Origin of the sequence: Symmachiella macrocystis (assembly GCF_007860075.1) — a bacterium.
Taxonomy (GTDB): Bacteria; Planctomycetota; Planctomycetia; order Planctomycetales; family Planctomycetaceae; genus Symmachiella; species Symmachiella macrocystis.
On the sequence record NZ_SJPP01000002.1, the window covers coordinates 555,152 to 576,709 of the forward strand.

Consider the following 21,558-nt stretch of genomic DNA (forward strand, 5'->3'; position numbering starts at 1 on the left):
AATCAACACATGCATTCTGGTTGATTTGATAGCGAGATGCAACTGCAGTTGCCTGGCAAGGTCACGACACAGGTGGCCATCGCAGTTTCAAAACGCGATTTGCCATTGCAGTCGTGTCAGAAGTCCTTCCTGCCCCACTTCATAATTAGGGCCGGAGTTGGAGACGGGGCTGCCGTCGAGTTTGGTGATGTCGAAAGTCACCTTATTCTGGTGCGTCCCATTGACATACCAATTCACGCCGGCCGCGTATTCCCAACGCGTCCCAAACATGCCATCGACAAGTGACGTGCGTCCGATGACTTCCAAGGACCTTTCCAAGATCATGTATCCGGCATCGGTATAAAAGCCGGCGGCATACAATTGCGAATAGGGGATGGGGCCGCCTAGTGTTTTGAATTGGTTTAACCAACGGAAGTACAATTCGGAGTTGACGCTCCAACCCCGATACTTGAATGCGGCGTCCACTGCATAGAGATAAATGTCCCCCCCGACTACGGTCACTCCCGGAGCCAACGCATCGGGAGCTATCAATCGCGTTCCATCGCTGATCCGTAAGAAGTTTTGTTCCGATTTGGGGAGTCCCAAGGAATCAACCCCCTGTTGGCTGGCATAGGTAAAGCTGTGGCCAACGAGGACCGCCAAGTCTTCGTGCCACTCCAAATCGGCATAGCCCTTGCCATAATCCCCCTCCACATCCCACCACATGGTCCCCGAATAAGCCAAATTCGTGTCCAATTCCGAGAACCGAAAATCTGATGCGTTAAACCCGTTGGCCAGCATAATGCGATAGAAAAGGTCTTCCGCAACCTCGCCAATCGCCCACACTCCGACACTCCGATCCGGGCGAAAAAACGTCGTCGCCATGGAACGGTCCGCAAAGTGTGTCCGCGACGAACCATCCACCCAAGCGCGGCTGCCAGGCACGAACGCCTTACCGAAATACAAATCAAAGGTCTTGCTGAACTCATAATTGAACCAAAAATCATGAAAAATCGCGTCATGATTGTCGTCGGAGTCGCCGTCAATATTTAAAAAGAATTCGAGCTTCGGATCGTGGACAAACCCACTAAACACTAACCGCGCCCGTTCAATTTCGAAATCGTTGCGATTATTAATGGGGAGCGGTCCGCCGCGAAACGTGTCACCGCGGTTAGAGTAAAAGTTGGCATCGCGATCAAATCCAACATGCCGAATTTGCATGCGGCCGTTCACTTGCAACTGATAGGGCTGCGCGTCCTTGTCGTCAGGGCGAATCACGAACCCACTGTCGTAATTGATCTCGAAAGCGCTGGCTCTCGGCAACGTCGACTGGCGAGCATATTCACCTTGGCTCGTAGCAGCGGAATAGGCATTGTACTCCACCGAGAACGCCGCCGGCTCCACCTCAATCGTCGGATCAATAGCTGAAGTACGCGCGTTATCTACGTCGACGGCAAAGGTGGGATCCACGGCATTGGTTCGCCCAACTCTGGCCGCGTCAGCAAACTCTCGCTGCGTACCCGTTTCCAAAATCTTCAGACGCCGTTCGGCCTCTTCCAAACGGCGCAGCAATGCGTCGACATCAACCGGTTCGTCCGCGAGTACGGAAGCGGGGATCGCTACCAGCAGAATTGCGCTAGTGATTACCGAAATCAACGCTAAGAAAATGTGCTTCATTTAGAGTACTGGATAGGGCGAACGGAGCCGACGGAACAGCTAGGGAACGCCAACCCGTCGGGTTTTGAGAGGAGGGGTAAAGTACCGCAATAGGTGAGGTTTGCGGCGGCCGGACTATAGATATCTGACTGAATCAACTCTAGTTCAACTTACCGTTTTAAAACTCAACCTGCGCCCGCCCTCCGATAACTTCGGCATTGCTCGGGCCATATTCGGGGTCGAACAAATGTGTTGGAATGATATTGAGTGTAAACCGCCCGCTTTCGCTGACGTACCAGTTGACCCCCAAGATGAAGTTCCACATATCTCCCCCCTGTATATTCTTGTCATCCAAATCGATGTAGGACCAACCAGCTGTCAGTTCCAAAGCTCCGAGACCGCCATTGATATCGAAGTTCTGCTCCGGAACGATGCTCCGCAAAATCCCATGACGCCGATTGTAACCAAACGACTCCCCCGTGAGGACGTATCCCACCGAGGCGTACGCGCCCGAAAATGCCAACGTCGGGCCGCCGATTTGATCGACAACTGCGAATGTCGCCTCGGACTGCAGCGACAGGGAACCGAAATTGCCGGCTAGCTCGGCGTTGAATATGTGAAAGGCTCGTGCCGGGATCTTTCCGGTATCAACGAATGTCGGCACCATAGTGCTCGCATCGGGATTGCCGGGATCGACGACGAAAAATCCGGGTTGAATGGCGTATCGCACCGTATTGTCGGCTGGAGTGCCAAAGCTATATCCCATGCCCAGATGCAGGAGTCGCGCACCCTCATCTTCATAATACGGTAGTCCCGTGACTCGAGTCGATAACGACGTCCCTAGCGCCTCTCCGGTGGTCACGCCAAACGAATCGGTCGGATAGCCAAATGTGGAAAATGCCCAACTGCCCCGCCGTTCCGCGTAATTGCCAAAGGCACCGATGCCAGTTTGGCGAAACGGGTCAAACGCAAAAGGCAAAGTGCGTTCCAGGAACCGCAGATCTGTCGCCCGAGTCATAGCTTGCATGCCAATCGACTGCTTGAAGTAGCCCATCTGAATGTTCTGCGCGATGGGGGCGTCGTGGAAGGCAAGCATGACGTTGCGAAAACTCGGATGACCCGAGGCGGCAAAATCCAGGTCAATCACATAAGTGCTGGTTTCACGGACATTTCCGTCAACCCGCAAACGGACACGCCGCAGGCCACTCTCGGCAGAAACCCGCCCTACTGACTCAACGTTGAGTTCATCCTGATCGACAATCCCCGTATCCAACTGCAAAAAACCGCTCCAATTCACGGTGGGATACTCGGAGGAATCAAACAGACTCCGCGGTTGCCCAAGACGATCTCGAAATCCCGGAGGAAGATTCGGCAAATCAGGATCCTCTCCCAAACTCGGTTGGGGCAGGGCTGCGCCGTCAGCCTCGTCTTGAAACCTCGAAAATCTGGAGGATGTCCAATTCGAGATCGTTACAACGCCCGTCGACTCCTCTGCAGGAATCAATGCCTCCGCGAATTCCACGGTTTCTGACTCCGCAGCTTCTGATTCCGGGGCGATTCCCGCGTGGTCGCGCCGCAGCGTAGCGAGTTCCGCCTCTAACTTTTGAATCCGCTGTTCAAACCCGTCCGCTTCGTTGCTCTCATCCACCCCGGCTGATTGTCCGAATCCAGTGGCGCCGGCGCATGCGACGATCACCACGGACAGTAAACACCGCCGTATGCGCAACAGTTCAGGATTCGTGGCGCAAGACATAATAGTCGCGTCACTGGCAGAAAGAAAAAGGGAGGGTTTTGAGAGAGAGGCATGCGCGGAATTCTGAACAGAATCTTCGCACGGCGGAATTATACCGGCAGGCGGCATCGGCCACTATGCCAAAATCCAGCACCGAGGACGTGGTGGTTAGGTGGATTGACTAGGCCAAAAAGCTCTACCGCTGAGCCGTTTTAAGATCAACGACTCAGCGGCTTCGCCATGCTTGGCTACGGGGTTTTCGGATCAACGCCAAGGTCTATCGTCGTCCATTTTAGCGGCTACGCCTGTTGTGCTTTTTGTGAAGATCGTTTCCCCATAGCCCATCAGCCAATTCAGCAAACGCGTCATCGTGTCGACCATGTCCTGCTCCGTGCATGAAGGCAAAGGATTTTCCCGCCTTGTGCGAACGGCCAGGCATCTCTCTTTCCTGATGCCCATGATGGCCGTGACCTGATTTTCCGTGATGGTGACCATGCTGATGGTGGCCGTGGTTGTGGTGATGCATGCCACCGGCAAAATGTCCGGGGTGATGCCGGCCGTTTTTGACAACCATTTCTTGCAAGCCGACATTTCCTTGATCATCAATGACTTTCAATCCGACCACCAAGCGACCTCGCGAATCCAAGTCCCGCATCGAGACTGCCGTTTGCATGCCGATCGCGTCGTCATACTGGCCGTCGTTGTCGAGGTCCCACAGATAGGTCAACGATTCGGTCGATTGTTCGAGGTCAAAACTACCACTGGCGTCCAACTGAATTTCGCCATTACGTCGCGACCCCACAAAATCGACTTCCAATGCCGCCACCGGCGCGTAATTTGTCGTCAACCGGAAAACGTCCTCGCGGATATTTTCGATCCCGGTGTTCCGCAAAATGATGTCGGATAGGCTCGTCGACTCCAATTCTTCCAATTCGCTGCCTTCGAAGACATTCTGATACCAGAAACGGTCTCCGTCGCGAATCCGCTCGAATTGGTCGGCGATCACCGTGTGGATCAACAGCCCTACGCTCGCGCCGGCCACATGGTCCTCCGCTAAGCCGCCAACCCAGACGTCGATATTGTCGACATCGCCATAGACCTCTTCCAACTTGGCCTGCAATTCCGGGTCGGAGGTAATCTGTGAAAAGCTGGTCACCGCCTCCAATCCCAAATCAACACGAACCTGGTTGTAATCCGCCAAACCGTGATCGCGTCCGCGCTGAATATTCAACGACACCAAGTCAAAGCCGCCGGAGCCAGGAGGGCCGAACAAAAAATTGCGTACGTCGTCAATGACCTGGGTATCGATCTCCTGCGCCTCCTGCCGCGCCAATCCGGCCAACAGAGAATCAATGCCATTCTCCATCAATTCGCCCGGGGCAAAAAACGCGTCACGTAGGGAAAGATTCCCGGCGTCAATCACTGCGCCACTATTGTCGACCCGCAACAACTCGGGCGACAACATACTGTGCCCATACCGATAAGCCGCCGTCGAAAACAAGTTGCTAATGCCCGGGTTCACGGTCGAGTCGTACCCTTGATACTCAGCAATCGCATCTTCGCCCAACAGCGCGGGAAGGTATTCGTTAAACGTAATCGCCTGCAATTCGGCAACCACATAGGCCCGGGCCTGCTGATAGATTTCCTCATCGGACAGGTTCGGATTGTTAGCGGCGATTTCGTCAGCGATGCGATTATGTTCTCTAACGAACAACGTATGCATCGAAGAGAGCGCCGCGTTTTCATTGGCCCGCACATCACCGGCAAGGAACAAATCGGCACTCGTCCCGCCGGCATTGGCCAAACCGGATTCATTAAACGGCAACAGGTCGCCTTCACTGGTCTTCAACCGGCCACCGGAAAACGTTCGCAGAGCCGCTGCACGCACGTCATCGGAACCATAAATCACAGACCCATCAATGAAAGCGGTAATCTCATTGAGCTGTTGTCTCACATTACTCACCGAATCTCCCGTTGCGGCGTCGTACAAGGAGCGATTGAAATCGATGACCTGTGTCCCTGTTGAAAAGGGATCAAAGAATTCATCTCCCGTGGGAACTTCGATCGGCAACGACTCGTGGGGTTCACCGTTCTCCGTCAGATCGATATCGTGGTCAATAAACTGCCCCCACAGCCAGACAAAGTCGGACAGTTGCCGGTCATTGATGATATCCGCGTCCTGGTCCACGATCGCATTACTAACCTCCCGCGCACTGGGCCGATCCGCCCCCGCGGGTTCCGAAATCCCGTCTGCATATTCAACAGTACTGATCCGCAACAACTGTTCGTAGGTACTGCCCCATTCGGGATTGTCGAGGTTATTGCCGGTCCCATCGATCTCCGCGATGCTGGCGGACATCACGACGCGCTCTTCGAGCGACTCCAATGACAAGGGGCGTCGCATTTTGTTGACTTTACCAGCGTGGGCTGAACGGGTCTTGGTGTGGATCTTGGAACGCATGGATGACTCCATTTGTGGGGAAAGGTCTAGAGATGGGGAGTGAGACAAGACTATGAGGCGTCGTTCAAAAATGGGTACGACAGGCTTGTCGCGTTGCTCCTTTCGAGTGGCTATGACACCAACCGGAAAGAAAAAGGGACGTGCTAGATATGCCCGGCAATGAACTGCCAAGCAGTGTAGTGTTTACGTTTCGACACGACGGCAACCGCCATTTCAACAACAATTTTCCGTACTTATATGCTCAGCAAACATCCGGAGACATGACAGTTCAATTCGATGTTCTTCTTTCATTCTAATTGGCTCACTGAGGGACGCGATAGATAAAAAAACGTGTTCATGAAAAGTCATTTCCGGATACATGCCAAGCACGCCGCAATCGTTTGTGGTCTCGTGTCGTTGAACATGCCTCTGTTAAATACAACGTAAACACGACGAGGGTATTCACTAACCCCGACGCATTTTTCCCATCCGCCTTTTATCGTTTATTGACCTGCAGCACCCTTTTTCACCTGCGCCAACTGCGCGATGTCGGCATCCGTCAACGCGCGGCCATACAGGCGGACCTCGGCAAGCTTGCCGTCGAAATGATCCTGTGGGCCAAAGCCAATCGTCAGCGGCTCGGTGGTGGAGATGTCATAGTCTGAGACTGCAAACTGCGACGAGCGGGCCACGAGTTTTCCATTGACGTAAAGCCGTAAACAATCGCGTCCCCGTACCGCTGCCAGATGCACCCAACCCGCAGGCAGCGCGTGTCCATATGTCGCGCTCTTGCCCGCTTCCAACGAATAGACATGTCCCGAAGGCAAGGTCCCGCAATACAACCGGCCCTCATGCACAGCCATCGACCACGCGCGGCGATATTTCACATCCGGCGTGGTATCGAGTTGCCCAGTCCGCGACCAATTGCTGCCGCCGTCGTAGCGATAGACTTCAGCCAAAGGCAGCGTGCCTGCAAAGAACCCACCGTTGTAGACCGCCATCCCCATGACTTCTTTTTCATCGCCCAGTCGACCGACATTGATCCAATCCTGCCCGCCGCCATAACGAAAGACTTCACCGTTGGGCCATGTCGAGGAGTACAAGTCGCCCCGGTAAATCGCAAATCCGTACGACTGGGTGATTCCCTCGGGTTTCCCCACGTCAGTGAACTTTCCCTGCCCGTCGTAGCGTTCAATGCCTCCGCCATCCAGCGATGCGAAATACATCGATCCGTTGTGAACCACCGGAAAGGTCACGCGGTGTCCCGGTTCTCCCAGAAATTTCCAACTCTCGCCCCCTTCGTAACGATACAACCCCCGGCCGGGATGCTTGGAGGGTCCGGCATACAACGCGCCCTGATAGACGACCAAGCCGCCGGTTGTAAACGATTCGCCGGTCTTTGGATTCTGCAATTTGCCGCAATCAATCCACTGCCCCGGAGCTTCGTAGCGATACACTTTGCCCCCTGGCGTTTCGTTCGGCGATTCGGGAAGCGCCGACCCAGCGGCGAGATAACGACCGGTTCCCGCATACAGATGCCCATCAAAGACCGCAAGCGTCTGCACCGCATTGCTACTGTCGGGACTTCCGCAATCGGCCCACTGCTGCCCTCCTTCGTAACGATAAACATGCCCCGCCTGATCCGCTCCGTGCTCAAAGGTCCCGGCGTATAACTCCCCTTTGTACACACACAACGCGCAGACGTACAAATTGTCTCCGGGACGTCCACAGTCGGTCCACTCCGGATCGATTTTGTCCGCATCAATTCCAAAATAGAGATGCCGATGATTGGACTGCGTGGATGTCACACCCGATAAGTTGAGGATTCCCAAGTTGAATCCCGTGCGACTCTTCGCGTCGTATTTAGCAACAAGGTCGCCCAGCACGTCGTCCAACTTCTCTTGGGTATTCGCCCACAGGGAAATGGAAAACTCACCCGTCCCCAAATGCAGGGCCGGGTTGTCCTCGACTTCAATGACACTGGTACGGCCATCAAATCCGCCCGCGGTATTCGCCTGACCGCGGGGCCCCGCGACTTTCAAATCAATATCGCGGGCCTTCGATTTGAGTTTGCTGGACGAATGGTCGCGCGTGTCGCCGGCCAATGGCCAATCGCCAATCAGTTTGTCATCGCCTCGAGCGTCGACTCCGGCGCCGCACACAAACAAGAGCACCAACGCGTTCGTTAAAAAACGATTCATCAGACGTTCCTCGAAACCAAGGGGGGGGAAGGCAATGGATGAGCGAAACTGGAATCGCTCAAAAAGGCCGCTGCATTGGCAAACAATGCAGTCCCATGATTACGACTTGGTCGCGAAACGTCAAAAGTACAGCGTGATTGACGACAGCACTGACAGCTTAGACGAAAAAACCGGCCGCTTCGAAGCAGGCTTCGGCTGTTTGCTTGCAGCGGACGACCAGCAATTGCTTCTCACCGCAAGGCAGCCACAATTTCAACACCTCGCCCGGGTAGAACTGGTCGGTGTGCAACAGAGCAATGCCGGTGCGGGACAGGTCCTTCGTTAGCACCACAGAGCGGCCAATGTCGCGGGGCAGGGCGGGGAGCGTCTGCTCACTACTCAATAGCGCAGAGGCGGGATAGAAAAACCGGGGGAATCGGCGCAGATCGTTTGCGACCGGCATCATGGGCCCTCGTTTATTTAAGAAGGCGCGTAATGGCGGCGGAAGTTCTAACTGTCTGGGAATTGCATTTAGCAATTCTGGGACATGATTGACGTCCAACATTTGACCATCCCCGAATCTAGACCACGGCCCGACTCTCTTTCGAGATACGCCAGGACTTCCGTGATATGTTGCCCTCGATGATACGGCCGGTCGCTGGTGAGCGCATCGAAAATATCAACGATGGCGCATAACTGCCCCCAAGGGTGAATCTCATCACCTTTCACCCCAACCGGATAACCTTTTCCATCCATTCGTTCGTGGTGCTGATACACCATCATCAATTGGCCCCACGACAATTTCTCCCGGCGACAAAGCCGGGCAAATCCGACCGTAGGGTGACTTTGAATCAGTTCGCGCTCTTCGTCGCTGAGTCTGTCTGGTTTGGTCAAGAGTTCATAAGGTATGCCGATCTTGCCCACATCGTGCAACAAAGCCCCCGTCGCGATTTCTTCCAGCTGCTCCTCAGCGACGATCCCTATGCCCTTGGCCAACATGACGCTGTAACTGCACACATTGGCCGAATGCGTGAAGGTATGGAAATCGTGTTTGATCATGGAGAACACATCGTGAGCCACCAAGTCGGCCCGATTCATCAGATTGACCGTATGCCGCCCCATATCGCGCGACGCCTCAACGGTTTCCGACACATCTCCACGCTCAAAAGTCTCCTGCAGACAATCCTGTGTGACCTGATTGAGAATTTGAAAACGTTGCGTGGCTGGAAGGCTCTCGTTTTCGATAAAAGTTGATAGGTTTTCCCGCAAATAACTCTGGTAGACCTGTTGTTCCCCGGTACGGATGTACAACCGCTTAACGCCCCGTACACGAAGCTTCTTCAAATCCTCCTCGGTCAGCGGAAAATCGCGGCCGCGAAACAGCCGGTACTGGCCCTCTGTGCCATGCTCTTCATAGAGATCGAGTTGATAGCAACTGGACGGATCCAAAGTAGCAATCGGAATCGAGACGTATCGCCGCTCGGGCTTCGGCGGTTTTACAGAAGTGAGGCAAACAGCGCTCGTCACGACTCTTCTCTCAATCCTAAGAACAAGTGATGACTCGGATGCATCGACCGCATCCAGACTGAAGTCTCACTTCGCAGTAGGGCAAAATCCAATCATCAACGTTGGTTTAGACTCGCACGCAAATGATGGTGGTCGTTTTAAAAAGACCGTAGATAACCCTGAAAATGAAGGTGGAAACTGAGCGATGTTCCAATCAAAACATAGCTCACATTCGCGGAAAAGCATTTCCAGACGATTCAAGCCCCGTCAGCACAATCCGCACAGGCATTACTACCGGCGGACGACCGTGCACTGACGTGAGGGAATGAACGCAATTCTGTGGCTTAGCGCATGAAAAAAGCCGACGGCGACAGCCGGCGACTCAGGGAAATTCACTATAGGCGACTTTGGAAAATCAGTCCATTTTGCCGATAACCAAGCACGCGTTATGCCCACCAAAGCCAAAACTGTTAGATAAAACAGCCCTCACCTTTGTTGGCCGTGCCTCATTGGGCACATAGTCCAGATCGCACTCTGGATCGGGATTGTCGAGATTGATTGTCGGCGGCACTGTCTGATGATGAAGCGCCAACGCTCCGACCACAAACTCAACCCCTCCCGAAGCACCCAGCAGATGCCCCAATTGGCTCTTCGTGCTTGAGACGCAGAGTTTTTTGGAGTGCGAGTTGAACACCGACTTGATCGCTGTCGTTTCGGCCACGTCACCCAAAGGGGTACTTGTGCCGTGAGCGTTGATGTAGTCGATCTGATCAAGTTCCAGATGGGCGTCCCGCAGCGCGCCGCTCATCGCTCGAGAGGCACCTGCGCCCTCAGGGTCGGGGGCCGTCATGTGCGACGCATCGGCACTCATGCCGTAGCCCAAGACTTCGCCGTAAATTGTCGCTCCCCGTTTCCGGGCTCGTTCATATTCCTCAAGCACGACAATGCCGGCTCCTTCGGAAAGCACGAAGCCGTCGCGGTCCTTGTCGAATGGACGACTGGCCGTCTGAGGATTCTCATTCCGCCGAGACAGGGCATTCATCCGCGCGAAACCAGAAAGACCCATCGGCGTGATGGCTGATTCACTTCCACCGGTCACCATGATATCGGCTCGGTCGTCTTGAATCAGCTTAAAGGCATCGCCAATGGCGTTCGTCGCTGAAGCACAAGCCGTCGCGATCGCACTATTGGGACCACGCAAGCCAAAACGGACGGAGATATTTCCGCTCGCCGCGTTGACAATCAACTTGGGGATCATGAACGGAGACACGCGATCAGGACCGCGATAAAACAGCTTCACATGCTGCTGTTCAATCTCTTGCAACCCACCGATACCGCTTCCGATCAACACTCCATGACGATACGGATCGCCATCATTCAGGTCGATCCCCGATGTCTCGAGCGCCTTGTGAGCTCCGACGAGCGCAAACTGCGCAAAGCGGTCAATCCGTTTGACATCTCGACTGGAGATGGTCTCAGACGGATCGAATTCGGCAATCTCTCCGCCGAAACGCACTTTGAAATTGGAAACGTCAAATCGCCGTAAGGGGCCTACGCCGCTTTTTCCGGCGCAGATATTGTCCCAAAACTCTGGGATATCATTTCCCAGAGCCGTAACGACTGACATTCCCGTAACGACAACACGCCTGCGCATCGGCTACTTGTGCTCCTCAATGTAGTCGATCGCATCGCCCACAGTGCGGATCTTCTCGTAGTCTTCATCCGGAATTGTTACATCGAATTCTTCTTCGAATTCCATGACCAATTCTACGATGTCCAACGAGTCCGCTTTCAAGTCCTCGATAAACGCGCTCTCACGGGCAACTTCCTCACGGGGAGTCCCCAAGTGCTCGCTGACAATTTCAAACACCTTTTCTTCGACTGACACGCAAAACTCCTCTAAGAAAAAAACCGGATTGATTTCGATGTTCGAATCCGGCTGCGGATTCTCGAATCGCCTGGCGCACGCTGGACGCAAAATGTGCGTCGCAAATACATACGTGCGAAGATATACCGCGCTCGTACTTTCTTGTAAACCGTAAACAAATCTTCGCCATGACCGAACCGTCTGGTCGGTCAGGACTTGCCGTATCACACGGCCAATTTCTTTTCTGAAATCACGAGCCGCGCCGCCGTTTCCAGCCTCAGGAATCATTGACTGTCTCGCAGGGAACCTTCCGCGCGATCCGTTTCAACAAACCACGCAGGACTTTCCCCGGCCCAACTTCGTAAAACTGGTCAACACCGTCTTGCAGTAGACCACGAATCGAATCTTCCCACAAGACCGGGCTGATCACTTGTCGAACCAATAAATCAACTATTTCGCCGCTTTCATGCGCTGCCGCGTCGACGTTGGAGACCACGGGAATGCGCGGCGTGGAGATGGTCACTCCCGCTAAAGCCTCCGCTAGCAACGTATCGGCGGGCTTCATTAAATCGGTATGGAATGCGCCCGCCACTGCCAACGCTGCCGGTTTGCCCCCGGCGGCTTCGGCAAGTTCAGCAATCCGCTCACAGGCCGCTTGCTCGCCCGACACAACGATATTTCCCGGACACAAATAATTGGCGATCTGGATCGATCCGGCCGACGAAGCCTCTTGAACTAATTCCTCGACTTGCTCGCGCTGCAGCAACAACAAGCTCACCATTCCCGAGGGGGTCGCTTCGGCGGCAGCCTGCATGGCTTGGCCGCGACGTTGGACCACTTTCAGCCCATCCTCAAAGGACATGGCGCCGGCAAAAACCAACGCGGTGTATTCTCCCAAACTCAATCCGGCGGTCACCGCACAATCATCAACGACTTCAGGCGACTCCGCACGGAGCATTTCCATAGCGGCCAAACTGGTGACGAAAATCGCAGGTTGGCTGATGTCCGTGGCGTTCAACTTCTCTTGCGGACCTTCGAAACAAAGTTGCGCCAAATCAAATCCCAGAATTTCGCCCGCCTGCTCGTAGAGTGCGCGTGCGGCGGGATATTTTTCCGAAATCGTTTTCCCCATACCGACGTGCTGAGCGCCTTGGCCGGGAAATAAAAATGCAGTTTTGCTCACAGATTCATCCCTGTTGTGATCTGACTGAAATGAAAAGGCCCAGACTGCACGAGCACCGGGCTGAGTGCGTTATCCCTCTGGCAAGCCGATAGCAACGGAAGACCACCCTGTGGGCCTCCTTGCTCAAGGCCACCCACGCGCGATTAAGAGACTTTATGTGCGGCAATCGCTTCGACAATTTGTGAATTGATGCGGCGGTCGCGGAACGTCGTTGCGACTCGCAATGCATTGGTGATCGAATGTGCATTGCTTGAGCCATGACCGATAATACAAATTCCGTCGATCCCCAACAACGGAGCACCACCCGACTCATTGTGCACGAATCGCTGGCTCATTTTCCGTAACAGATTCCCAGCATGTTCGCGTTCGGACGAAAGATTCTCGACCACGGTTTTCGCCACGGTCCCCAACATCATTTGGGCCACGCCTTCGCTGACTTTCAGCACGACGTTGCCTACAAAGCCTTCGCAGATAATCACGTCCGCTTCGCCTTGGTAAACGCCGCGGCCCTCGACATTGCCGATATATCGATCTTTTAATGGACGGGTGGACAACAATGCATGCGCTTCCTGCACAAGCTCGGTCCCTTTTCCGTCCTCACTGCCAATGTTCATTAAGCCGACGCGAACGTCCTCGACTTCCAGGACTTCGCGGGCGTAGATTTCGCCCATGATCCCGTATTGATAAAGGTGTTCAGGCCGCGCCGCTGGATTGGCCCCTACATCCATCAGCACCGATTGGCCGACAATCGTGGGCACTGCCACAGCGATACCGGGGCGTTTCACCCCTTTAAGAAACAAGCGTGTCCGCAGGCCTGCCGCCACGACCGCGCCGGTATGGCCGGCACTGACCACGGCATCGACATCGCGACTGGCCATCATTTGCCAACAAACGGCAATCGAACAATTGGGTTTGCTGCGGAGCGCATCGGTCGGCTTTTCGCACATCTCCACGACACCGTCCGAGTGCCGGATTTCCAAGCGCTCTCCGGAATACCCCGACTTTCCGACGAGATCTTCCAGCAATCCTTCATCACCTACTAAGACAACCTCGAGATTCGGGTCACCTTGAAGTGCTGCGATTGCACCATCAATATTCGGCTGTGGGGCGTGATCGCCGCCCATCGCGTCCAATGCCGTACGCATGCTGCTGCCTTATCGGGCTGACACTGCCAAGCCCACGCGCCAAATCATGACGCCTGGACGTTCTAAGAACTGATCGACTAATTGGTTTCCAAACCGTGTGAGGCGCCGTTGGGGTTGTTCGTTTCTTTGACGGACCAAACAAGCACCACTGGGCAATAGCACGTCGAAATCTAACCGGCACCGGGCCGCCGCAGCGTTTCAACTGTCAGCCCATTGTTGTATCGCGACAACGATTCATCTTGCCGGATCGAGCGACCATCACCTCGTCGCCTGCGTTCACAAATCCACGAACTCCGGGCACGCATCAAAAGGCCCCTCAAACGCGAAACTGCTAGCAATCAAGCCACCCAAGCACCTTTCGCACACGCCCAAATTGCGTGCCGTTCTGTTATCAGGATGGACTCCACCAAAACTACTGACGATCGACGTTATTCACTGTCGACCAAAGTCCGACCGTGATAATGCCCGCAATTCGGACAGACGGCGTGGCTCTTCGTTGCCGTGCCGCATTGAGCGCAGTAGTTGACCTGCGTCGGTTTAATCGCATTGTGACTGCGGCGTTTTGCCGAACGCGAATGTGACTGTTTTCTCTTGGGAACTGCCATGAATCAACTGCCGTAATACATTGTGGTTAAGCAGGTTGCAAACGAAATCCAAACGCTTCGCCGGCTCACCTTGGGGAACGACACCAAGACCGCAACGGTCCCAATGCAACATCGATCGATATTCAGTAGAATTAGCTTTCAGCGAGCGTGCATTTTGCAAAACTCACCCGAAAACGTGGCCTTGCAAACGAATATTTTGCCTGCGACCAAGCCCTAATCCATATCAGGCCAGTATCTTAGGCCCCATGAGGGCCGCATGTCAAGCAACCTAGATCACTGTATAACATAGGAAGGTTGCTCAGCAGATCAAGCCTATTCGGCCAACATGATGAGTGCGAGGGCTCGAGTGGGTTTCCGGCCCTGAATGACGGTCCTAATGAAAACCCACCACGCCCATCTCAATTCCTGTCGGGCTACCGAGTTGCACCAGTATCGCGATTCAAAAATCGGTGCGGCCAATTCGCGCAGACGCCGGTTGCTTCCAAACACCTAATTCCGATATACTTTGGACAAAATATCGGTGGGAACCTGGGTCGGGATATCGAAATCGAAATGCTGGATTGAAGTGCTGTTCATTGCATTTCACTCGCTCACGACCGCTGCGCAACCATCACCCGGGCAGTGCAATTCTGCTTAACTCCCTGTAAGAAAAGCATTTACGCTTGCGAGCGAGAACACACCCATGAGTGACGGTCACGAATCCCGAACCAACGTCGTCATCACCGGCGCCGGCGTCGTCAGCCCTATCGGGATCGGTCTGGAAGCGTTCACCGACAGCCTCCTAAACGGCAAAAGCGGCATTAGCGAGTTCCAACTCTTTGAAGAGGGAATCCTCCCGTCGCACATCGGCGGCGAAGTCTCCGACTTTAACCAGAAATCGGTGCGCGATTACGTCCCCAAAAAGGGGCGTAAGAGCCTTAAAGTCATGTGCCGTGAAATCCAACTCGGCGTCGCCTCATCGCACCTAGCGATCGAAAATGCCGGGGTAGGCAATGGCGAAGTCGCCCCCGAGCGGTTCGGCGTGGAATTCGGCGCTAACTTGATGTTCAGCCCGCCAACAGTCCTGAAGGATGCCTGCCTCAGCTGTTGGGATCTCGATGAGAACAATTTCCACTTCGATGAATGGGGCACAACCGGCCTCAGCAAAATGGAACCGCTGTGGCTATTGCAGTACTTGCCCAACATGCCGGCCTGCCACATCGGAATCTTCTACGACCTCCGCGGCCCCAGCAACTCACAAACCATGGACGAAGCTTCCGGCAATATCGTGCTGGGAGAAGCGGTACGGATTATCGAACGCGGCGCCGCCGACGTCATGATCGCCGCCGCCACGGGAACGCGACTGCATCCCGTGAAAACTGTTCACGCGGTGATGTGGGATACGGTTGCCAAGGCGGACAACCCCACCGAAGCCTGTCGCCCCTTTGAAAAAAATCGCAGCGGTCAGGTCATCGCCGAAGGGGCCTGTTCGCTAATTCTCGAATCCGAAGAGCATGCCAACGCACGCGGCGCGAACATTCTTGGTCACATTTTGGGAACCGGCACAGCTTGTGTTACGAGCCCCAACTTGATCGGCGATACGAAAAAGTCGTTGGTGATCGCCATGCAAAAGGCGCTCAAGAACGCCGGCCTAACCCCCGACGACATCGGCCACATCAATGCCCACGGCCTGGGAGTGATCGAAACCGACCGCGATGAGGCGGCCGCCATCAACGAAGTCTTTGGTGGCTGCAAAAAACCGGTGCCGGTCACTTCGCTGAAGAGCTACTTCGGCAACTCCGGCGCCAGTTGCGGCATGCTGGAAATCGCCGGTTCACTAATGGGCCTGCAATCCGGTGTCGTCCCCCCCACGCTGAACTATGACACCCCCGACCCCGAATGCCCGATCAACGTCATCTCCGGCGAACCGCTGAAAACGGAAAACCGCACGTTCCTAAACATCGACGTGACCCGCCAAGGCCAAGCCAGCGCAGCGGTGATCCAAGCGAACTAGGGCAGGGCGACTGCGTAGTGGCGGGTTTCTTAGCCACGGATTGAACACGGATCAAACACAGATTTGATGCCGGAAGCTTGTGCATTCGTAATCCGTAGCGTTTGCGGTTGTTGCTCTATGCAACCAGCGCACACGATAGGCGATCGCCGCACGGCCAAGCTGGAGCTCCTAACATGTTTCCCGGATTTGATAATGTTTACCGCTTTTCGCAAAATGCTTCTGATCGCAGTTTTCACGCGGATCTGATCGGCGATGAAACCACGGGTGAAGCACTACTACGCGGGGAGTGGAGTCCGAAAACAACCTTGCCGGCCCACTGGGCGATGGGCAAAGCTGAACCGCTAGACATCGCGTGGGGACGCCATACCGCATGGTACTATATAAGCCCTAAGGTGCTGCAATTGTTTAATCAACACGGCATCACAGGTTGGTCAACCTATCCCATCGAGTTGCACAACAAGGCGGGCGAAGTCTACCCGGGATACGCAGGACTCAGTATTACAGGTCGCTGCGGTCCAATTGATGTGCAGGGCGGAGAAATCGAGCCAGGACAGAAGGAGGGGAGAAAATTCATCCGACGCATTGGGCTCTTTTTCGATGAGTCTACTTGGGACGGCTCTGACTTTTTCTGCCCTGAAGGAAACAATACCTATACGTTCGCAACCGCGCGTGTCAAAAACCTTCTGGATGAAAATAACATTCGCGGGCTGGTGTTTACGCCCTTGGCGGAGACAACTTGGATTTCGCGGCCCCAAAAATAGCTTGAGACTTAAAGTGAAACCCGCCACTTCCGAATAATCGCTGCACAACTTGAGAGCACGAGATGCCAGCAAAGAAAATTATTCAGTTTCACGCAGTCGAGCAACCAATCACAGAAGCCGTCACGAAATTTGGTGGGCAGCCGGTATGGATTGACGAACCCGAGTGGCCGCTTAGCGAGTCACTGGATGAACCAATGCTGTTTATTGGTCAAATCGCGATCGAACCAGAACTCTTTCCTGATGCCCAAGGAAAAATGGCCTATCTCTTCATGACGGACAGTGAAGAACATGGCAGCAACAAGCCAACCTGGGATCCCGACGGCGGGGAGAACGCGATTGTCATTCAGCCCGGTGGAGAGGTTTGGGTGGAGACCGAGCCGCTGAGCGAAGGGCCAACATTGAACCTAAGGGGGCCTTCCTCGACGCGCCCACGGGAGTATCGAGTCACTTGCGTCGAGGGACATGATGCAGAATTTCTCCCCGCACATGAGCAAAGTGATCTGTCACAAGCTGAAAAAGAAACGAAGTTCGGAAAACTCGAAGACAGCAAAATTGGCGGAACTCCTATTTTCATCCAGAGCGACGAATTCCCCGGCGACGATTGGCAATTACTCTTTCAACTCTATTCGGACAATGTCCCATTTGATTTGCACTTTGGCGATGCGGGAATTGGCTATGGTTTTATTTCCGCCGACGGCGATGAAGGAAAATTCCTCTGGCAGTGTTTTTAGGAATTTTTTTGGAGTACAAGACGACACCTTTGACGTACAGGAGCGTCGGCTTGACCACTAATACCCACCCACTGCACCGGCGTCATGAATTCCTGTTGCGTGTACATGCTGCGGGGCAACTGGTTTAATACCGGCTGAGGGGTATTGATTTTTGCCCTCGTTATCCACCAGCCGTCCCTGCCTCGTGAGCCATTTATGACGTCTCAGCCGCGATCTTTTTATATCATCGATACCTTTTCGTTGATCTTTCAAGTCTTTCACGCCTTGCCGGAGATGACCAGTCCGCAGGGGCAGCCGACCAATGCGGTCTATGGCGTGACGCGGGATTTGATCACGATTCTGCGCGACCGCAAGCCCGATTGGCTGATTGCTGCGATGGATGTACGGGGAGAGAATAAACGCAACGAGATTTATACCGAGTACAAAACCAACCGCTCGGCAATGCCCGAAGAACTGGTGCCGCAAATCGCGATGATCGAAGAATTGCTGGCCGGATTTGGCGTGCCGGCTTTGGGGATTCCCGGCTGGGAGGCGGACGACGTCATTGCCACGCTGGTCGAGATGGTCGCTGATCAGGATGTCGAGGTGACGGTGATTACCAGCGACAAGGACATCCGGCAACTGCTCAGCCCCAAGGTGAAGCTGTATAACTTCCGCAAGAATCAATATCTCGACGAAGCGGACCTGATGAAGGATTGGGGCGTCACGCCGGAGCAAGTGGTCGATTTCCAGGCACTGGTGGGGGACTCCGTCGACAATGTCCCGGGCGTGCCGCTAGTAGGCCCGAAGAAGGCGAGTGCGCTGATCGAAAAATTCGGGACGCTGGAAGAAATCCTGGCCCACGCCGACGAAGCGCCGGGGGCGAAACTGCGGGAAAACCTCAAGACATTTGCCGACCAAGCCCGCGTTAGCAAAACGCTGGTGACCTTAAAACGCGATTTGCCGCTGGAGGTCGATTGGGATGCCGCCAGGGCAGGGCAGTTGCAACTGCCCGTGCTGCAGGAGTTCTTTCAACAATGCGGATTTCGCCGCTTCATCGACGAAATCAAAACGCTCGCCCCCGACGCCACAGAACCAGCCCCCCCGCCAGCGGTCGAGCGGTCTTGGAAATTGGTCGACGATACCGACAAGTTCAGCGAATTCCTCGCGCAGCTTGAGCAACAGAAACAATTCTGCGTCGATCTAGAAACGACCGGACTCGATGCCGTCCGCGCGGACATCGTCGGCTGGGCTTTCAGTTGGGACGGAGCAGAGGGATTCTATCTCCCCGTGCAAGCTCCCGACGGGCAGGCAACGTTGGATGCGGATGTAGTTCGCGACGCCCTGCGACCAATTTTGGAAAACCCCGAAGTCGAAGTCTGCAATCAAAACATCAAATACGACATGCTGGTTCTGCGGCGGGCGGGGATTGAGTTACGAGGCGTGGGTGTCGATTCGATGGTCGGCAGCTACCTGCTCGATGCGGGGGCGCGGAGTCACGGCCTGGATGAACTCGCCCGGCGGTATCTGCAACACGAGATGATCCCCATCAGCGAGTTGATCGGCAAAGGCAAATCGCAAATCAAAATCTCCGAAGTCGACGTCGACAAGGTCGGTGAATATGCCGCGGAGGATGCGCAAATCGCGTGGCAACTCGCACAGCGCATCACAGCGGAACTGAAACAAGAAGACCTGTGGGACCTGTATTGGGACCTGGAGCGCCCGCTGATCAGTATTTTGACCGACATGGAGTTTCGCGGGATCCGTATCGACATCGAACTACTGCAGTCGCTGAGTGTCGAATTCACTGACCGTTTGCAGACGATCGAAGCGGAGATCTACGAAGAAGCGGGGCACGAATTCAACATCGCCTCGACCAAACAATTGGCGGTCGTGCTGTTCGAAGAACTCGGGCTTCCGATCATCAAAAAAACGAAAACCGGCGCCAGCACCGATCAGGAGGTTTTGGAAAAGCTGGCGCTACAACATTCCTTGCCCGCCAAACTGATGGAGTTTCGCCAACTCAGCAAGCTGAAAAGCACCTACGTCGATGCACTGCCCGAAATGGTCAATCCCGATACCGGTCGCATTCACGCGTCGTTTAACCAGGTGGTGGCAGCCACGGGGCGGCTTAGTTCCAGCGATCCGAATTTGCAGAATATTCCGATTCGCACCGAAGCGGGTCGGCGGATTCGTCAGGCGTTTATTCCGGGCGAACCGGGTTGGAAGTTGTTGTGTGCGGACTACTCGCAGGTGGAACTGCGGATGTTGGCACATTTCAGCCAGGATCCGGCATTATTAGCGGCATTTGAGCGTGGAGATGACATTCACACGGCTGTCGCGGCCGAAGTGTTCCATGTGGCGCCAGAAGCGGTTGATTCGGACATGCGGCGGATTGCCAAAGCCGTTAACTTTGGTGTGATCTACGGTCAGAGTCCCTATGGGCTGGCTGTTAACCTAGGCATCAGCCAGGCAGAAGCTTCCGATTTTATCGAGGGCTATTTTGGCCGCTACGAAGGAGTCGACAAATTTCTGCGGAAATTACTGGAACGTTGTTCTCAAAACGGATATGCTACGACTATACGTGGACGTCGTCGTGAAATACGCGGCATCCGCTCCGGCCTGGGCCGCCAACGAAATCTCCCTGAGCGAACCGCAATCAACACGGTGATTCAGGGATCCGCGGCGGATCTCATCAAACAGGCTATGATTCAAACCCACCAACGTATCCAACAGGAACAGCACAGCGGTGTGATGCTCCTGCAAATCCACGATGAACTGGTTTTCGAAGTTCCCGAAATAGACTTGGGAAGTTTGAGCTACCTTGTTCGAGAAGAAATGGAATCGGCCCTCAATCTGGATGTCCCTTTAAAAGTCGACCTCAGTGTTGGAAACACATGGTTGGATGTCGAGAGACTGGATTGATGGCTTCAAGGGCCACTAAAACCGAGCCGAAAACCTCAGTCAATATTTTTGATGCCCCTCCAACAGATGGCGGATCAGCGCGCGACATTTCGCCTCCCATTCAGCCACTGCCCCAAGGATGTACTACGGGCGAACGCCAACGAAAAACGGCATACAGATCTCCACTTTTCGACGATCACCATTCAAACTCCCTAGTTTAGTTCGATCACTTGTCAAACCCTTCCAGGACCAACCGTGGGACAGTTCCCATCATCGGCATTGTCGGTGGAATCGGATCCGGTAAGAGTTCGGTCGCTCGTCAATTGCACGAAACGATGCCAGTTGTTGTTGTCGACGCCGACAAGGCCGGCCATCAAGTCCTCACCGAACAAACGACGAAACAGGCCCTCAGGGCGTGTTTCGGCGACGAATTTTTTGACGAACAAGGAAACATCAATCGTCCCATGTTGGGGCGGCTCGTGTTTGGAACAGATCCGGAATCCAAAACCGCTAAAACAGACCTCGAATCGATCGTGCATCCGCGGATCGGTGAGATTTTGCGAGAACAAATCGCCGCAGCCCAGGCCAAGCCGGGAATCACGGCGGTCATTCTCGATGCGGCGGTACTCTTGGAAACCGGATGGAAGGATTTTTGCGACACTGTCGTGTTCATCGACGTGCCGGAGGAAACCCGCCGCAACCGTGTGATACTAAATCGGAACTGGACCGCGGAGGAATTCGCGTCCCGAGAAGCCAATCAACTTCCCCTAGAGACTAAAAAACAATTATCAGACCACGTCATCGACAATTCAACAACTGTTGAATTCGCAGCCCAACAACTGCGGCAAGTCGTCGCGAAGATTGCCGAGAGTTCGGCGAAGAGCTAATATGAGACAC

The 21,558-nt window shown here is 54.4% G+C and carries 16 protein-coding genes; 5 read left to right on the top strand and 11 right to left on the bottom strand.

What is annotated here, in order from left to right; genetic code table 11:
- Positions 1–87 precede the first annotated feature (87 nt).
- The 11 genes from CA54_RS20205 to rpmF form a co-directional block, all read right to left on the bottom strand.
- A complete protein-coding gene (locus CA54_RS20205) occupies positions 88–1,656 on the bottom strand; it encodes a porin (protein WP_146372796.1) in 1,569 nt (522 codons plus the stop codon).
- A 157-nt stretch (positions 1,657–1,813) separates the two neighbouring features.
- The gene (locus CA54_RS20210) at positions 1,814–3,388 is read right to left on the bottom strand and encodes an OprO/OprP family phosphate-selective porin (protein ID WP_197532660.1); all 1,575 of its coding nucleotides are present in this window, start codon (positions 3,386–3,388) and stop codon (positions 1,814–1,816) included.
- Between the two features lie 271 nt (positions 3,389–3,659).
- Positions 3,660–5,828 carry a peroxidase family protein gene (locus CA54_RS20215; protein ID WP_231963142.1) on the bottom strand — a complete coding sequence of 723 codons (2,169 nt, stop codon included), beginning with the start codon at positions 5,826–5,828 and terminating at the stop codon, positions 3,660–3,662.
- A 482-nt stretch (positions 5,829–6,310) separates the two neighbouring features.
- On the bottom strand, positions 6,311–8,008 hold the full coding sequence (locus CA54_RS20220) for a LamG domain-containing protein (protein ID WP_146372798.1): 1,698 nt from the start codon (positions 8,006–8,008) through the stop codon (positions 6,311–6,313).
- Positions 8,009–8,165: 157 nt separating this feature from the next.
- Positions 8,166–8,453 (bottom strand): PilZ domain-containing protein, encoded by a 288-nt coding sequence (locus tag CA54_RS20225; protein WP_146372799.1) that lies wholly within the window; start codon positions 8,451–8,453, stop codon positions 8,166–8,168.
- Between the two features lie 65 nt (positions 8,454–8,518).
- Positions 8,519–9,514 (bottom strand): HD-GYP domain-containing protein, encoded by a 996-nt coding sequence (locus CA54_RS20230; RefSeq protein WP_146372800.1) that lies wholly within the window; start codon positions 9,512–9,514, stop codon positions 8,519–8,521.
- 394 nt (positions 9,515–9,908) lie between these two features.
- On the bottom strand, positions 9,909–11,147 hold the full coding sequence (gene fabF, locus CA54_RS20235; RefSeq protein WP_146372801.1) for a beta-ketoacyl-ACP synthase II: 1,239 nt from the start codon (positions 11,145–11,147) through the stop codon (positions 9,909–9,911).
- A gap of 3 nt (positions 11,148–11,150) precedes the next feature.
- A complete protein-coding gene (acpP, locus tag CA54_RS29895; protein ID WP_145376572.1) occupies positions 11,151–11,381 on the bottom strand; it encodes an acyl carrier protein in 231 nt (76 codons plus the stop codon).
- Between the two features lie 256 nt (positions 11,382–11,637).
- Positions 11,638–12,543, bottom strand: a complete 906-nt coding sequence (gene fabD / locus CA54_RS20245; protein ID WP_146372803.1) for an ACP S-malonyltransferase — start codon at positions 12,541–12,543, stop codon at positions 11,638–11,640.
- 143 nt (positions 12,544–12,686) lie between these two features.
- Positions 12,687–13,688: a phosphate acyltransferase PlsX gene (gene plsX, locus CA54_RS20250; protein ID WP_146372804.1), complete on the bottom strand. Its 1,002-nt coding sequence runs from the start codon at positions 13,686–13,688 to the stop codon at positions 12,687–12,689.
- A gap of 428 nt (positions 13,689–14,116) precedes the next feature.
- A complete protein-coding gene (rpmF, locus tag CA54_RS20255; protein WP_146372805.1) occupies positions 14,117–14,293 on the bottom strand; it encodes a 50S ribosomal protein L32 in 177 nt (58 codons plus the stop codon).
- Positions 14,294–14,975: 682 nt separating this feature from the next.
- Between rpmF and CA54_RS20260 the strand changes: the two genes are divergently transcribed.
- The 5 genes from CA54_RS20260 to coaE all read left to right on the top strand — a co-directional run bounded on the left by CA54_RS20260 (position 14,976) and on the right by coaE (position 21,548).
- Positions 14,976–16,286, top strand: a complete 1,311-nt coding sequence (locus CA54_RS20260) for a beta-ketoacyl-[acyl-carrier-protein] synthase family protein (protein ID WP_146372806.1) — start codon at positions 14,976–14,978, stop codon at positions 16,284–16,286.
- A gap of 173 nt (positions 16,287–16,459) precedes the next feature.
- On the top strand, positions 16,460–17,047 hold the full coding sequence (locus tag CA54_RS20265; protein ID WP_146372807.1) for a hypothetical protein: 588 nt from the start codon (positions 16,460–16,462) through the stop codon (positions 17,045–17,047).
- A gap of 62 nt (positions 17,048–17,109) precedes the next feature.
- Positions 17,110–17,778, top strand: coding sequence for a DUF1963 domain-containing protein (locus tag CA54_RS20270; protein WP_146372808.1), 669 nt, complete (start codon positions 17,110–17,112; stop codon positions 17,776–17,778).
- A gap of 195 nt (positions 17,779–17,973) precedes the next feature.
- Positions 17,974–20,682 carry a DNA polymerase I gene (polA, locus tag CA54_RS20275; RefSeq protein ID WP_146372809.1) on the top strand — a complete coding sequence of 903 codons (2,709 nt, stop codon included), beginning with the start codon at positions 17,974–17,976 and terminating at the stop codon, positions 20,680–20,682.
- A 209-nt stretch (positions 20,683–20,891) separates the two neighbouring features.
- A complete protein-coding gene (gene coaE / locus CA54_RS20280) occupies positions 20,892–21,548 on the top strand; it encodes a dephospho-CoA kinase (RefSeq protein WP_146372810.1) in 657 nt (218 codons plus the stop codon).
- The last annotated feature ends 10 nt before the right edge of the window (positions 21,549–21,558 follow it).

Coding starts and splice junctions, on each gene's coding strand:
- CA54_RS20260 (WP_146372806.1), top strand. CDS start 14,976: ATGAGTGACGGTCACGAATCCCGAACCAACGTCGTCATCACCGGCGCC.
- CA54_RS20215 (WP_231963142.1), bottom strand. CDS start 5,828: ATGCGTTCCAAGATCCACACCAAGACCCGTTCAGCCCACGCTGGTAAA.
- rpmF (WP_146372805.1), bottom strand. CDS start 14,293: ATGGCAGTTCCCAAGAGAAAACAGTCACATTCGCGTTCGGCAAAACGC.
- CA54_RS20220 (WP_146372798.1), bottom strand. CDS start 8,008: ATGAATCGTTTTTTAACGAACGCGTTGGTGCTCTTGTTTGTGTGCGGC.
- CA54_RS20270 (WP_146372808.1), top strand. CDS start 17,110: ATGCCAGCAAAGAAAATTATTCAGTTTCACGCAGTCGAGCAACCAATC.
- polA (WP_146372809.1), top strand. CDS start 17,974: ATGACGTCTCAGCCGCGATCTTTTTATATCATCGATACCTTTTCGTTG.
- CA54_RS20265 (WP_146372807.1), top strand. CDS start 16,460: ATGTTTCCCGGATTTGATAATGTTTACCGCTTTTCGCAAAATGCTTCT.
- plsX (WP_146372804.1), bottom strand. CDS start 13,688: ATGCGTACGGCATTGGACGCGATGGGCGGCGATCACGCCCCACAGCCG.
- CA54_RS20210 (WP_197532660.1), bottom strand. CDS start 3,388: ATGTCTTGCGCCACGAATCCTGAACTGTTGCGCATACGGCGGTGTTTA.
- CA54_RS20205 (WP_146372796.1), bottom strand. CDS start 1,656: ATGAAGCACATTTTCTTAGCGTTGATTTCGGTAATCACTAGCGCAATT.
- fabF (WP_146372801.1), bottom strand. CDS start 11,147: ATGCGCAGGCGTGTTGTCGTTACGGGAATGTCAGTCGTTACGGCTCTG.
- CA54_RS20225 (WP_146372799.1), bottom strand. CDS start 8,453: ATGATGCCGGTCGCAAACGATCTGCGCCGATTCCCCCGGTTTTTCTAT.